This window comes from Buttiauxella sp., assembly GCF_035271705.1.
Taxonomy (GTDB): Bacteria; Pseudomonadota; Gammaproteobacteria; order Enterobacterales; family Enterobacteriaceae; genus Buttiauxella.
On sequence record NZ_DATERI010000217.1, the window covers coordinates 21,784 to 35,460 of the forward strand.

Genomic DNA, 13,677 nt, shown 5'->3' on the forward strand with positions numbered 1-13,677 from the left:
AATAGGATAAGTACTAAAATTGATAGGTAAATTATATTTATTGAATACTTATCTCAAATTACCCATCAATTAATTCAGTTTTATAGATATAGCGATTTTCATCCAGATAAACGCCATAAAATATCGACGTTCCGCAGGCCATCTATATCCGCAAGATCTGTAATCTCTTTTCCGGAATGCACGTTTGCGATGAATAACTCTGCATTCTGTGCCAGCACGCAGCAGAGACTTCACGACTATTCGACCTACAAATGCAGAAGTTTGTTTTGTAGGGCGAATAAGCGCAAACGTCATCCGCCCTTATTCCTCGGATAAATAGTGCACCGCAAGCCAAACTGTTGGGGTATTCGCATCCGTCCACTCCACACGGTGACGGCAGTTGGCAGGAATATTGACAAAATCACCAGGATAAAGAGTCCGTATCTGCGCTTCTTGTTCAAAGCGTAAACCCGCAGAACCTTGCAAAACTATCACCCATTCGCACTCGGCCTGGCAGTACCAGGTTTCTGGAGGCGTGGATTGTCCCGTAGAAATGATTCTTTCAATTTTTACGCCGGGTGCGTTTAGCAATGCTTCGAATGTTTCCGCCTCCTGATGCACTGCTGCATCGGGAAAATGTTTAAACAGATTATCCACTCTTTCCGTCCCCTCTTTGTGCCCATCACAGCATTAAGCGTAGCGAAAATACATCATTTCCCAGACACCCAATTTCCAGGATTAGCTCGTTTGCTTGCGGGCACTTTAACCCGCCACCTTAAATCGTAAAGCTAACATTACACCACTTGTAACCCACATTTGACGGACTCCCTGCAATCCCTTAATCTGCGCGGCACAATGTCGTTATAACAAGCGTAAATTTAGAGGGAAGCGTGAAGAATCGCACTCTTGGCAGTATCTTTATCGTCGCAGGGACCACAATTGGCGCAGGAATGCTGGCAATGCCACTGGCTTCAGCCGGCGTGGGTTTTGGCGTAACGTTGCTTTTGTTGGTCAGTCTTTGGGGGCTGATGTGCTACACCGCGCTGTTATTGGTGGAGGTTTATCAACACGTTTCTGCTGATACCGGCCTTGGCACTCTCGCCCGCCGTTATCTTGGCAAACCAGGGCAGTGGATAACCGGTTTTAGTATGTTATTCCTGATGTACGCGTTAACTGCGGCGTATATCAGTGGTGCGGGAGAACTGCTGTCAGCCAGCCTCAGTCAATGGTTCGCAACCCAGATATCTGTCACTACTGGCGTATTGCTGTTCACTATTGTTGCCGGGGGCATTGTTTGTATCGGCACACATATGGTGGATATGTTCAACCGTGTGTTGTTCAGCGCCAAGATTATTATGTTGGTGGTGATGCTGGCGTTGATGATGCCGCATATCCATCACACTAATCTGCTGACATTGCCGCTGGAAAAAGGCTTAGCACTTTCTGCTATCCCAGTGATTTTCACCTCGTTTGGTTTCCATGGCAGCGTGCCCAGTATTGTCAGTTACCTGGACGGGAATCTGCGTAAGTTGCGTTGGGTGTTTATCATCGGCAGCGCAATCCCGTTAGTTGCCTATATTTTCTGGCAAGTCGCGACGTTGGGGGCGATTGACTCTGGGGTATTCAGTGGGTTATTAGCCAATCATTCTGGTCTGAATGGTTTGTTGCAGGCGGTTCGTGAAGTGGTGGCCTCACCGCATGTTGAGCTGGCAGTTCACCTGTTTGCCGATCTTGCGTTGGCGACGTCATTCTTAGGGGTGTCGTTGGGGTTGTTTGATTACCTGAGCGATTTATTCAACCGCAGCCGCAAAGCGTCAGGCCGGATGCAAACAGGACTGATGACCTTTGTGCCTCCGCTGGTCTTCGCCCTGTTCTATCCGCAAGGTTTTGTGATGGCGTTAGGTTATGCCGGTGTGGCGCTGGCGATTTTGGCGCTGATCATCCCTTCACTTTTAGTGTGGAAAAGCCGTGAGCAGCAAACCGAGTCGGTTTACCGCGTCGCTGGCGGCAAACCGCTGTTGATTTTAGTCTTTGCCTGCGGCATCGCCGTGATTGTTATCCAGGCGCTGATTGCCACAGGCGCACTGCCTGAAGTCGGTTAATCCACCAGCCCGGTATTCACCCGTTTGCCTATCTCTTTAAGCTGCGAGTATTTCTCCAGCAGAGATGGGCCGTCATCAAGACTCATGGCAAACATCCACATGTACGTCATGACCGAGTAAATATGCCCGGCGTTCCCAACCCCTTTCATGGTCATAAGCCAAATGGTCATAGCGAACAGGAACGCTGCGGCAATACCAATGGCCAGATAACCGTACGCTTCACGGTCAGACAACCGAATACGCACCAGCGCCAAAAAGTTGTAATGCTTGTTGAGCGTGTTTTCACAGGCTGTGCCGACAAAACCCACCTCTTTTTCCAGCCGGTCGTTCAGTTTCTCGTACAGCAATTCATTCTTGCGTGTATAGCTGGGCAGGAATAGTGCGAAGAAAACCATCACCGCCAGGCAAGCCACGCCCGCCCAGAACTCAATGGTTAACAGCATCACAACTGCGCCGATGATCGACGCCAGCGAAGTCATCAGCAGCGGCAGATGTGTTTCGAAGAAATTGACAAATTCACGTGACAACGTCACACGTGCAGCGATCGTCGAATGGCTATGATCGTTTTTACGCTGTTCCAGGATAACCGGCACCGCAAGGCCTGCGTAAATTCTGGCGAAGGTGCGTGTGTCCATGCTGCGGCGTGCAGCACCTATCGCCCACATAATGAAAACCACCAGCGCATACAACAACGCATGCAGGGATTGCCCGTTGATGATGGCATTAATGGCAAAGCCCGCCATTAACGGATACAGCAAGTAAACGACGTTCTCGGCGACCACCAGTAGCAGAGTAACAACCAGCTTTTTACTGTGGAGTTTTGCGAGTTTTTTTAAAGTATTCAATGCACCGTTCGATGGTTTAAGCTGAGCGGTTTGCTGACAAGTAGACATGACTTTATATTCTTAGATTGTTATTCTTGAGCGGTTGCTCAAGAATGAAAAGATTCTATTTGAGCACTTGCTCAAAGTCAACGAAGGTACCGGGATGAAAGAAAAAACGTCTGTTCTAAAAGAGAATATTCTTGATGCCGCGATCAGGCTGTTCACGGATAAAGGGGTAGAAAAAGTGACGACCCGCGAACTCACCGAACAAGTGGGTATCGCCCGTAGCCATATTTATCACTATTTCCCCGACTGGCAGACGCTGTGCATCGCAGCGTTTGAACGCTTTATGGTTGCGGAGCTGGAAGCCTTTAGCCAAAAGACGCGCGCCGTGGGGCCAGAACAAGGCTTGAATATTTTCATCGAAGATTATTTGCCTGACCGCGCCGATGCCGTTTGGGAGTTGTACGGTTCGTTGTGGCGGCTGGCGGTACATAACAAGGTGTATGCCGATCTTGCCCTGACGCTGACCGAAAAGTGGGATGCATTGCTGGCAAGCATTATTGAAACCGGCATTGAGAGCGGCGTGTTTCGCCAGACCGATGTCGGGCGGGTGACCCGCCAGCTTAGCGCGTTGCTAAACGGGTATTCGGATCAGCTGATTATCGACAATGCGCCGCTGGCACGCGAGCAGGCGCTGGACGATATTCATGGGTTTATAAGCCAAGTCCTTTTGGCTTAACCGGAAATCGCTACGGATAGGTAATCCCTGGCGGATTCACCTCAGACGTAGCCACTTCTTCGCCCTTTTCTCCCCATCTGTCCAGCACTTGCTGGTATTCACCGCGTTTTGCCGCACCATCCAGTGCCGCTTGCAGCGCATAAACCAGCCCATTGCCTTTTTTAGTGGTGGTGGCGACATAGGCTTTTTTCGGCCCCAACCCGACAACCCGCGTGGTCCCGGTGAGCGCAGCTTTATAGGCTGCCACACTTTGCGGGCCGAAAGTGGCATCCGCACGCCCCGCCTGAATATACAAATTGCCAGATGCGTCATCAGTCAGATAAATCGGTTGTGCGGCTTTGCGCCCTTCACGTTCATTTATTTCATTCCAACCCAACAGGATTTTTTCCTGATTTGTGCCAGAACCTAAAATAATACGTAAACCTGCGACGTCTGCTGGCCCACTGATTTTTTGAATCGGGCTGTCAGATTTTACCGCAAACGCCAACGAATCAACTCGATAAGTCGCGAAATCGAATTTCGTTTTACGCTGCTCGGTCACGGCAATATTCACCAGTGCCACATCGTAGCGGCCAGAGGTAATCCCCAAAGGCCAATCCTCCCAGGCGGTCGGCACCAGTTTGAGTTTTAGCCCTAAACTGTCGGCCAGCAAACGCGCAATATCAGGATCACTGCCGATCCTGGTGCGGTTATCACTCGCCAGCAGTGCCAGCGGCGGCGAGTTGAGTGCCGAGATAGCCACCGTTAGCGTTCCCGGCTCAACAAACTTATAGTCCTGCGGAATTTTGCTGATAGCCTGCGGGTCTTTCACAGCATGGATGGGTTGTTCATTCGCTTTGAGATCCAGATTTCCCTGTGCATACAGCGTGGTACTCATCATCAATAGCGCCAGTGGGACAAATTTCATGCCTGCTCCTTAAGAAAGAACCTTAGATAAAAACTGACGCGTTCGTGAATGTTGCGGATGGTTAAGCACCTCATCGCTGCTACCTTGCTCAACAATCTTCCCGTCCACCATAAACACCACGTTATCCGCCACTTCCCGGGCAAAACCAATTTCGTGCGTCACCACCACCAGCGTGGTACCCGAACGGGCTAATTTCTTAATCACATCCAGTACTTCCCCCACCAGCTCCGGGTCGAGTGCGGAAGTCGGCTCATCAAATAGCATCACCCGTGGACGCAATGCCAGTGCACGGGCAATAGCAATACGCTGCTGTTGCCCACCGGAAAGATGCCGTGACCAGGCATCCGCTTTATTGCGCAGCCCAACGACATCCAGCAGTTCATAAGCTTGCTCAATCGCCTGTTTACGATTGAGCTGTTTGTGGGCAATCGGTGCTTCAATCAGGTTTTCCAACACCGTGAGATGCGGGAACAAGTTAAAGTTCTGGAACACATAGCCTACGTTCACGCGCTGGCGCAGGATCTCCTTTTCCTTCAGTTCATACAGTTTGTCCCCCGCCTGGCGATAGCCGATGTAATCGCCATCAATCTGGATAAAGCCTTCATCAACGCGCTCAAGATGATTAATGGCACGCAGCAAGGTGGATTTACCGGAGCCCGAAGGCCCCAGAATAACTGTCACCGAGCCAGGTTTCAGATCAAGCGAGATGTTATCCAGCGCTTTATGGCGGCCAAAATATTTGCTGACACCGGTAATCGAGATATGCCCCGTCTGGCCGTTTGGATTATGGGATAGGGACATGAACGATCTCCTGAGTTTGCAGCACGGGCTGACGTGAAGATGGATGACGAGCATGGCTTTGTTGATTAATCGCCGAGCGTCTTTCACTACGTGCCAGCCAACGTTCAACCAGATGTTGAATGAGTGACAACACGCTGGTGATAACCAGATACCAGACTGCGCCCACCATCAGTAACGGAATCACTTCCTGCGTGCGGTTGTAGATCATCTGAATGGTGTAGAACAGCTCCGGCATCGCCAAGACGTAAACCATCGACGTCCCTTTCGCGAGGCTGATAATTTCATTAAAACCAGACGGTAAAATAGTGCGTAAGGCCTGCGGTAAAATAATGCGCACGGTACGTCGCCAGGCGGGTAAACCTAATGCCGCCGCGGCTTCATATTGCCCATGATCGACACCTAAAAAACCGCCGCGAATAATCTCCGCGGTATAAGCACTTTGTACCAGCGTCAGCCCCACTACTGCGGTAGAAAACTGCCCCAGCACATTAATGGTCTGGTAGCTTCCCCAGCTAATTTGTGTAAACGGAATACCAATCGAAAGCGTGTCATACAGATACGAGAAGTTATAAAGAATGATCAGCACCACGATCAGTGGCAGTGAGCGAAACAGCCAGATATACCCCCAGGCCAGGCTATTGAGCAGCCAGGAGGAGGACAACCTGGCCAGCGCCAGCAAACCGCCAAATATGACGCTGAGAACGGTGCCAATCAGGGTCAACAGTAAGGTTTGCACCAACCCCTCAAGGATGACGGGGTCGAAGAACCAGCGGGCAAATACGCTCCACTCCCAGCGCGGGTTAAACGCCACTGACTGGATAACAATCGCCAGCACGAACAGGGCGACAACAGCACCCAGCGTGCGTAGCGGATAACGCGCCGGAACCACTTTAATGGTTGATGGTAGGGTTGATGGTGTAGTCATCATGATTCCTCAGGCCGTTTTCAGACGTGCCAGTGCCAGCACTTTGGTAAAGCGCAGGCGCCCATCGAACGGCGCAACGCTGTATTCTTCTGGGTTACGGTGAATATCAAACTGAGGTTGATAACCGAGACTCAGATAGAGTTTTACCGCTTCTGGTTGGCGAAAACCGGTGGTCAGGAATGCATGGCTGTAACCGGCAAACTGCGCCCTGTTTTCCAGTTCACGCACAATACGTTGTGCAAGCCCCTGTTGACGCAAAGTGGGATGTGTCCAGATGCGCTTCAACTCGGCGGTATGTTCATCGAAAGGTTTATATGCACCCGTGGCAATGATTTCCCCGTCACGCTCCAGCACAATGAACAACCCTTGCGGCGGCAGATACCATTCGGTTAACTCCACTTCGGCATCACGGGAAAAGTAATCCCCATAACGCGCTTCATACTCACCAAACAGCCCGCTAATAATCGGCTGAAGCTCGGGGGCTTCCGGTGAAACATCTCGGAATTGTTCGCGCATGTTCAGCTCCTTAATCGCCAAGGCCGGCTGGGTTAATTTCGGATGCTGGGATTTGTTCCACGCCTTCCCCCCAACGGTTCAGGACTTTGTTGTAATCGCCGTTCTTGATGACGCCATTGAGCGCGGTTTGCACCGATTCGACGAGGCCGCTATCTTTTTTCAGGGTGACGGCGATATGTGCCGCTTTCGGCCAGCCACCATCCACCGTGCCGACTAATTGGGTTTTCTGCGTCAGAGCGGCTTTCCAGGCACCGGTGACATTCGGGCCAAAGAAGGCATCAGCACGGCCAGACTGCAACGCCAGGGTTTGTGCGGCATCATCTTTGGTGTAAACCGGCGTGAAGGGTTTAAGCCCCTTTTTCAGGTTCTCTTCGTTCCACGACAGCAAGATAGATTCCTGGTTTGTTCCTGAGCCGACGATAATGCGCAACCCGGCGATATCTTCAGCTTTCTCAAGCTTCTTAATCGAACTGTCAGATTTCACGTAGAAGCCGAGGGAGTCTTTACGGTAGGTCGCAAAGTCGAATTTCTGTTTGCGATCTTTAGTGACGGTGATATTGCTGATGGCCGCATCGTATTTGCCCGATGTCACGCCCAGCGGCCAGTCTTCCCATGAAGTGGGTACCACGTTGAGCTCAAGCCCGAGGCTGTCCGCAACCAGACGCGCGATATCCACCTCGCTGCCGAGCAGTGTTTTGTTATCTTCAGCAAACACCGTTAAAGGGGGTGAATTGAGAGCCGCTACCGCGACGGTGAATTTACCAGGAACCGCAAAGCGATAATCTTTTGGTAGTTGTGCAACCGCCGCTGGATTGACGACGGTATTAATCGGCGTTTTATTGGCTTCCAGGCTTACGCCCGTGCCATTAATGGTGACTTCTTGCGCCCAGCTTGCCGCTGATGCAGATGAAACAGCCAGAGCGATAGCCAAGATTAGCGATTGTTTTTTCATAGCAGGTGTTCTCTTTTTTATGTGGTTACGAAAATTGATTCACGGGATTTGCCAAACCCAAACTTTCCCGCAATGTTGTGCCTGGATATTCTTTGCGGAATAAGCCCCGTGCTTGCAGTACCGGAACCACTTCATCAACAAAACGTGTGAAGGTATCAGGCGTACCGCCCTGAATGATGAAACCGTCTGCGGCGTGGCTTTCGAACCACTGCTGTAATCCATCCGCCACTTGCTGGGCGGTGCCAGCAAAACGTGGACGCGGTGATGCGGCTTCCAGTGCCACCTGGCGCAGCGTCAGGTTACGTTCGCGGGCATGACGTTTGATTTCATCGGTAGTACTACGGAAGCTGTTCTGCCCAAGTGAACCGATATCCGGGAATGGTGCATCGAGAGGGTATTGGCTGAAATCGTGATGTTCAAAATAGCGGCCAAGATAATTCAGTGCGTCAGATATCGACACCAGTGCAGCAGTGGTTTGATACTGGTTTTCTACGTCATCAGCATCTTTGCCGACAATTACACTGACACCCTGGAATATTTTTAAATCATCTGCACGGCGGCCATGGTTTTCCAGTTGCCCTTTTACATCCCGATAAAAATGCTGCGCTTCTTCAAGCGTATCGTGATGGGTAAAAATAGCGTCGGCATGATGTGCGGCTAATTTCTTACCGTCATCAGAGGCACCCGCCTGGAATACAATCGGCCTGCCTTGTGGGGTGCGGGAAATATTCAGTGGCCCTGCGACTTTAAAGAAATCACCCTGATGATTCAGCGTGTGTAACTTTTCTGGATCAAAGAATTGCCCGCTGGCTTTATCCCGCGTAAACGCATCTTCTTCCCAGGAGTCCCATAATCCTTTCACGACATCCAAATATTCATCAGCAATGCGGTAACGCAGTGCATGTTCTGGATGTTTGTCACGGGAAAAATTCTTTGCCGAACCTTCCAACGGTGAAGTCACTACGTTCCAGCCCGCGCGTCCTTTGCTTAAATGGTCAAGGCTTGCGAACTGGCGCGCCACAGTGAACGGCTCGCTATAGGATGTCGACAACGTACCGACCAGCCCTAAATGGGAGGTGACGCTGGCTAACGCCGACAGCACTGTGAGTGGTTCGAAGCGATTCAAAAAATGCGGAATAGATTTTTCATTAATATATAAACCATCAGCGACAAACAAAAAGTCCAGTTTGCCCTGCTCGGCTTTTAAAGCGGTCTCTTTGACAAAATCAAAATTAATACTGGCATCGGCAATAGCGGCCGGGTGTCGCCATGCGGACATATTTCCTGAAGCACCATGTAAGATTGTTCCAAGGCGCAGTTGTCGATTATCAGACATATTCCATCCTCATTTTCAGGGTGCACGCATCCTGGGGAGTTGACCCCTGCGTATTAGAAATAATTAGATTTCCAGCAAGGCTTTTTCCGCAAGCGTGGCGAAATAGCGTGCTGCATCTTCAATTAATGCTTCATCCGGGTTAAAGGCCGAATGATGTAACCCGTAAATACTATTACTGCCTATGCTGACAAACGCACCGGGAATGGTTTGCAAATAAACAGCAAAATCTTCACCGCCCATATGCAGTTCGGAGGTTTGTGTCTGGTAGCCCGCATCTTTTGCGGCTTGCATCGCAAATGCCGCCCATTTTTCATCGTTATTCAATGTGATTGGCCCGTTAAACCATTCCACCTCAATTTGTGCGCCAAACGCACTGGCTAAACCGGCTGCAATATCACTGATACGTTTCTCGACCTGTTGCTGAATATCGTCACGATGGGTGCGCACCGTGCCTTCCAGTTCGACACTTTCAGGCAACACATTCCAGGTATTTCCCCCTTGTATGCGCGTGACACTCACCACCACCGAATCCAGAGTATCAATGTTGCGGCTGGCGATAGTTTGCAATGCCAATACCAACTGGCTGGCAATCACGATGGCGTCAGTACCTTCTTGCGGACGGGCGGCATGTGCGCCTTTGCCCCGAACCCGTAACACAAAACGGTCAACGTTGGCATAAAATGCGCCGCCTCTGGTGGCAAAGGTGCCCACCGGTAAGCCAGGCTCGTTATGCATGCCAAAAATAGCGGACACGTTTTCTAATGCTCCGGCTTTAATCAGTGCCTTAGCGCCAGTGAAGTTTTCTTCAGCCGGTTGAAACAACAAACGAACGCGCCCGGGTAAGTGCGCCTCACGCTCTTTTAATAGCAGAGCGGCCCCCAGTATCACGCTGCTGTGAATATCATGTCCGCAGGCATGCATCACGCCTTCGCGTTGTGAACTAAACGACACGCCGCTGGTTTCCTGTATTGGCAGCGCGTCTATATCAGCACGCAGCGCAATCACCTTTTCCCCTTGGCCAACTTCAGCCACCACGCCCGTTGCAAGCGAGTATGGCAACAGCCGTAATCCGCTCGCTTCCAGCCAGTGACGGATGCGCGTGGTGGTCGCAACTTCCTGCCCGGATAACTCCGGGTGCTGGTGCAACTCACGCCGCCAGTCGATTAGCTGTTGTTTGAATGTCACGGGTGCGAATGTCATCGGTTTCCCCTTACCAGGCTTCATGTTCGGCGGCAAAATCAGATACCGATTTTATTTGTTGAACGCCTGCCAACAAACGCAGCGACTGATAACGTGCAGCGGGGTCAGCAATAGGGGTATCAATAATGAATTCGTCGATGCCAAATTCCTGGCGTAATGCCGCAAGCCCGGCATTAACCGTCTCGGCGGTGCCCTGGAGCAGCAAAGGTTCGCGGCGTTCGATCCGTTTGATGGCACTGCCCGCCTGGCGAGCAAATGCGTGAGCCTGCTCTTCGCTCGCAACACTGACTCGCTGGCTGTTTTCCAGCTCAACACTCCAGATTTCCACCAGATTTGCCAGTTCAGCCGCTTTTTCAGCATCCTGCGCAACAATCACCTGCACGGCCACCACCGTGTCGCGCTGGCTTTTACTGCTCCAGGCCGTGAGCACCTGGCGCATCAAGTTTTTATCGCCATTCAGGTGGGCGGCATACACGAAGTTCCAGTCAAGGCTTGCGGCAAGGGCTGCACTTTCGAGGCTTGCGCCGAGCAAAAAGCGATCGGCACTGCGCACAGGAACCGGTGTTGCACGTAAGATTTCTTTGTCGTCGGGAGCGTCGTCCTCAGGTGTGGCGGGTAAAGAAAGCCAGTGATCCAGTTCAGCGAATTTGTCGGCAAACGACGTTTTATCCAGCCCACCGCGCTGCAACGCTTGGGTAGACAGTGGTAACCCACCAGGCGCTTTACCGACTCCGAGATCAACGCGACCCGGCGCAAGGTTTGCCAATAGATTGAAGTTTTCTGCCACTTTGTAAGGGCTGTAGTGTTGCAACATCACCCCACCCGATCCGACACGAATGCGGCGGGTTTGCCCGACAATCCAGGCAATCAGCAGTTCCGGTGATGGGCTTGCCAGCCGTGAGGTGTTGTGGTGCTCGGCAATCCAGAAGCGGTGATAACCCCAGGCTTCTGCTTGTTGTGCCAGATGCAGCGTGTGTTTCAGGGCGTCGCCAGGAGTATCGTCCTTCGCGACCGGGATTTTATCCAACAGGCTGATTCGATAAGACATGCCACAAACTCGTGTTGATTAACATGCCTTCATTAATAAGGTTTCCGCTCTTACGAGTGAAACAATTAATTTACATTTCGTTAGCCAAAATCTGGATAAGCCGCGCACAACTCTGCTACATCTCCGCTGTGGAGTTTATAAATGGTCTAAAAACAGTATAGAAATACTGAAAAAGACTTTTTATGAACCCTATGATTGACAAGAGACCGTAAATGACCCATTTTTAGTTAATAATTAAAATAAGGTTCATTTATGATACATATTTGCATTATGGATCCATAAATAACACCTCTCAGTATTTATGATGAATTTAAGGTCATATATGAACTACAACAATGCCACGCTCGCCGACAAACTGCAGGCCATGAGCGATTTATTGAATGACGTTAAAAAAGCCGTGACGCTGCGCGCGCAAGAATCCGATCTCCTGACTGATGAGCAGGACATCACCCACACAGCACAACTGGGGCAAAAACTGAACCAGCGCCGCAAAGAGTTGGATATCGATCTTGCGACCCTTGAGCTACAAACCGGCGTTTCCGCCTCAACGCTCAAACGCCTGTTTAAAGATCCCGAACTGGTCAAATTTGGCACCGTGTTACGCGTAGCCGAAGCATTAGGTGTGAAGTTATGCGCCGCCGTGTAGAGGTGTGGTTATATGGCGAGCCGGTTGGTGAGTTGCGCCAGGATGACAGCAGTTATGAATTTAGTTATCGAGAGGGCTATGTCGGCCCACCGCTGTCCCTCAGTTTACCGGTGCGTGTTGGCCACTTCCACAGCCAAACATTACCGCCTTTTTTTGCCTCTCTGGCACCAGAAGGTTGGTTGAAAATGCGCTACAGCCAACTACAGCAACGCGATGAGCAGGACCTTCTCGGTATGCTTATCGATAACGGAAAAAACCTGATTGGTGCGGTGCAACTGGTCAACATGCAGGAGGATTAGCCATGCGTTGCCATATTCTGTTAACTCCGCTGCTGCAAGCCAAAGAGCAAGCGTCAGGTTATTCGTCCAAAGGGCTGAAACAGTTGACGGGTTCGAGCAAAATGAACCCGCAGTTGAGTTTTACGCGCAACGAATTTATTCACGAATTGCCAAAAGCGCAGCGCGGCATGAGTATTTCCGGCTATCAGCCGAAACTGCAAATGGTGGTGCGTAACGGTGAATTTGCCGTGGTTGAACACCAGGGAGAATACATTCTCAAGCCTTCTCCGGCTGAATTCCCTCATTTGGCAGAAAATGAACACGCCACCATGGTACTGATGGCTCGTCTTGGGTTTGACGTGCCACCAAACGGGTTGGTGAGTTTTGCACCACTGCACGATGACCCCCACGAATTAGCTTTTGTTATTCGCCGTTTTGATAGGGTCAGACAAACCGGGGCAGCTATTCATCAAGAACAGCTCGATGCCGCGATGAATGTCGGCGAAAAGTACGGTAAAACAGGCAGTGACGGTAAGCAGTATGTGAGTTATCAGCAGTTAGCGGAGTTCCTGACTCAGCATGTGAATAGCAATATCGCCTTTAAAATCGACTTGTTCCGGCGCATTGCCTATGCGTATCTGTTGGGTAATAACGATATGCACCTGCGTAATTTTGGCTTAATTCACCCGAGAATCGGCGAACCGACGCTATCACCCGTTTATGACTTTGTGTCAGTCGCACCCTATCCGGCCATTTTCAGCTCGGGCTTTATGGCACTGCCGTTGCTGTGTTGTGAAGAAGGCGACCGCGAACTGGCTCCGGGTTTTAAAACTGCCTATGGTGAATATCTTGGTATGGATTTCCGGGAACTCGGTTTGAGTATGGGGATGACGGATAAGCTCATCGTTAAATTACTCAACGATATGCAAAAGGAAAGTCACATTGTGGATGCGGTGTATCGTGATTCGTTTATGCCCGCAGCAGATGTGGAAGCCACATTGCGTTGTTACCACCAGCGGTTGGATCGTTTGATGCGTCTGGATGAAGCAGAAATTTAAGAACGAGATGTCCGGGGCGACCACCGGGTTTGGCGTCCCTCCGGGAACCCAATCCCGGTGTTTCCCCTCATTCACTGGCTTAAGTGAACGGTGTTAACTCGCAGAAGTGGCTTTTTTGCATAACTATGGCTTTTTCTTCGGGAAATCGTCTTCGTCATCCCACTTATGGTTGAAGTCACGATGAGGGGGAAGTTCGGGTTTGTTTGCCATATATTTTTTGGGATCGATACGCTTCAGATCCTTAATAACATTCAAGAAAACACCCAGCAGAAATACTAGTACGATAATCCACCAGTAGTGTGATAGCCATTCCATGCGTATAACCTCTTTCGCCTTCTTACTTGACGTTGTCGCGGCGTTAGC

General features: G+C 50.7%; 14 protein-coding genes and 1 pseudogene. 5 read left to right on the forward strand and 10 right to left on the reverse strand.

Annotated features, from left to right (window positions below; all coding sequences use genetic code 11):
- Positions 1-300: 300 nt before the first annotated feature.
- Positions 301-636: a cupin domain-containing protein gene (locus tag VJY99_RS19420; protein ID WP_324121416.1), complete on the reverse strand. Its 336-nt coding sequence runs from the start codon at positions 634-636 to the stop codon at positions 301-303.
- A 233-nt stretch (positions 637-869) separates the two neighbouring features.
- On the opposite strand from VJY99_RS19420, the gene tyrP reads away from it, so the two are divergent.
- Positions 870-2,081 (forward strand): tyrosine transporter TyrP, encoded by a 1,212-nt coding sequence (gene tyrP / locus VJY99_RS19425; protein ID WP_324121418.1) that lies wholly within the window; start codon positions 870-872, stop codon positions 2,079-2,081.
- Here tyrP and VJY99_RS19430 read toward each other — a convergent pair.
- Entirely contained in the window at positions 2,078-2,974 is an 897-nt protein-coding gene (locus VJY99_RS19430) for an ABC transporter six-transmembrane domain-containing protein (protein WP_324121420.1), read from the reverse strand. The genes tyrP and VJY99_RS19430 overlap by 4 nt on opposite strands.
- A 94-nt stretch (positions 2,975-3,068) precedes the next feature.
- On the opposite strand from VJY99_RS19430, the gene VJY99_RS19435 reads away from it, so the two are divergent.
- Positions 3,069-3,647 (forward strand): TetR/AcrR family transcriptional regulator, encoded by a 579-nt coding sequence (locus VJY99_RS19435; RefSeq protein ID WP_324121422.1) that lies wholly within the window; start codon positions 3,069-3,071, stop codon positions 3,645-3,647.
- 10 nt (positions 3,648-3,657) lie between these two features.
- Here VJY99_RS19435 and VJY99_RS19440 read toward each other — a convergent pair whose 3' ends face one another.
- From VJY99_RS19440 to VJY99_RS19470, 7 genes and pseudogenes are all read right to left on the reverse strand, one after another.
- Positions 3,658-4,554, reverse strand: coding sequence for a transporter substrate-binding domain-containing protein (locus VJY99_RS19440; RefSeq protein ID WP_324121424.1), 897 nt, complete (start codon positions 4,552-4,554; stop codon positions 3,658-3,660).
- Between the two features lie 9 nt (positions 4,555-4,563).
- Entirely contained in the window at positions 4,564-5,355 is a 792-nt protein-coding gene (locus VJY99_RS19445; RefSeq protein ID WP_324121426.1) for an amino acid ABC transporter ATP-binding protein, read from the reverse strand.
- Positions 5,339-6,280 carry an amino acid ABC transporter permease gene (locus VJY99_RS19450; protein ID WP_324121428.1) on the reverse strand — a complete coding sequence of 314 codons (942 nt, stop codon included), beginning with the start codon at positions 6,278-6,280 and terminating at the stop codon, positions 5,339-5,341. Before VJY99_RS19450 ends, VJY99_RS19445 begins: the two co-directional genes overlap by 17 nt.
- Before the next feature lie 9 nt (positions 6,281-6,289).
- Positions 6,290-6,796, reverse strand: coding sequence for a GNAT family N-acetyltransferase (locus VJY99_RS19455; RefSeq protein WP_324121430.1), 507 nt, complete (start codon positions 6,794-6,796; stop codon positions 6,290-6,292).
- Positions 6,797-6,806: 10 nt separating this feature from the next.
- A pseudogene (locus VJY99_RS19460) lies at positions 6,807-9,084 on the reverse strand (NtaA/DmoA family FMN-dependent monooxygenase).
- Between the two features lie 63 nt (positions 9,085-9,147).
- The gene (locus tag VJY99_RS19465; RefSeq protein WP_324121492.1) at positions 9,148-10,269 is read right to left on the reverse strand and encodes an amidohydrolase; all 1,122 of its coding nucleotides are present in this window, start codon (positions 10,267-10,269) and stop codon (positions 9,148-9,150) included.
- A gap of 25 nt (positions 10,270-10,294) precedes the next feature.
- Positions 10,295-11,332 carry an MsnO8 family LLM class oxidoreductase gene (locus VJY99_RS19470; protein WP_324121432.1) on the reverse strand — a complete coding sequence of 346 codons (1,038 nt, stop codon included), beginning with the start codon at positions 11,330-11,332 and terminating at the stop codon, positions 10,295-10,297.
- Between the two features lie 322 nt (positions 11,333-11,654).
- Here VJY99_RS19470 and VJY99_RS19475 point away from each other — a divergent pair, with 322 nt between their 5' ends.
- From VJY99_RS19475 to VJY99_RS19485, 3 genes are read left to right on the forward strand one after another with little or no spacing between them, the layout of a single operon-like run.
- Positions 11,655-11,978, forward strand: a complete 324-nt coding sequence (locus tag VJY99_RS19475; protein WP_324121434.1) for a helix-turn-helix domain-containing protein — start codon at positions 11,655-11,657, stop codon at positions 11,976-11,978.
- Positions 11,963-12,277 (forward strand): HipA N-terminal domain-containing protein, encoded by a 315-nt coding sequence (locus VJY99_RS19480; RefSeq protein WP_324121436.1) that lies wholly within the window; start codon positions 11,963-11,965, stop codon positions 12,275-12,277. The genes VJY99_RS19475 and VJY99_RS19480 overlap by 16 nt, the downstream gene beginning before the upstream one ends.
- A gap of 2 nt (positions 12,278-12,279) precedes the next feature.
- Positions 12,280-13,314, forward strand: coding sequence for a HipA domain-containing protein (locus VJY99_RS19485; RefSeq protein ID WP_324121438.1), 1,035 nt, complete (start codon positions 12,280-12,282; stop codon positions 13,312-13,314).
- Positions 13,315-13,437: 123 nt separating this feature from the next.
- On the opposite strand, the gene VJY99_RS19490 is transcribed toward VJY99_RS19485, so the two are convergent.
- Positions 13,438-13,629, reverse strand: a complete 192-nt coding sequence (locus tag VJY99_RS19490) for a YpfN family protein (RefSeq protein WP_324121441.1) — start codon at positions 13,627-13,629, stop codon at positions 13,438-13,440.
- Positions 13,630-13,677 lie beyond the last annotated feature (48 nt).

Coding starts and splice junctions, on each gene's coding strand:
- VJY99_RS19430 (WP_324121420.1), bottom strand. CDS start 2,974: ATGTCTACTTGTCAGCAAACCGCTCAGCTTAAACCATCGAACGGTGCA.
- VJY99_RS19435 (WP_324121422.1), top strand. CDS start 3,069: ATGAAAGAAAAAACGTCTGTTCTAAAAGAGAATATTCTTGATGCCGCG.
- VJY99_RS19440 (WP_324121424.1), bottom strand. CDS start 4,554: ATGAAATTTGTCCCACTGGCGCTATTGATGATGAGTACCACGCTGTAT.
- VJY99_RS19445 (WP_324121426.1), bottom strand. CDS start 5,355: ATGTCCCTATCCCATAATCCAAACGGCCAGACGGGGCATATCTCGATT.
- VJY99_RS19450 (WP_324121428.1), bottom strand. CDS start 6,280: ATGACTACACCATCAACCCTACCATCAACCATTAAAGTGGTTCCGGCG.
- VJY99_RS19455 (WP_324121430.1), bottom strand. CDS start 6,796: ATGCGCGAACAATTCCGAGATGTTTCACCGGAAGCCCCCGAGCTTCAG.
- VJY99_RS19470 (WP_324121432.1), bottom strand. CDS start 11,332: ATGTCTTATCGAATCAGCCTGTTGGATAAAATCCCGGTCGCGAAGGAC.
- VJY99_RS19475 (WP_324121434.1), top strand. CDS start 11,655: ATGAACTACAACAATGCCACGCTCGCCGACAAACTGCAGGCCATGAGC.
- VJY99_RS19480 (WP_324121436.1), top strand. CDS start 11,963: ATGCGCCGCCGTGTAGAGGTGTGGTTATATGGCGAGCCGGTTGGTGAG.
- VJY99_RS19485 (WP_324121438.1), top strand. CDS start 12,280: ATGCGTTGCCATATTCTGTTAACTCCGCTGCTGCAAGCCAAAGAGCAA.
- VJY99_RS19490 (WP_324121441.1), bottom strand. CDS start 13,629: ATGGAATGGCTATCACACTACTGGTGGATTATCGTACTAGTATTTCTG.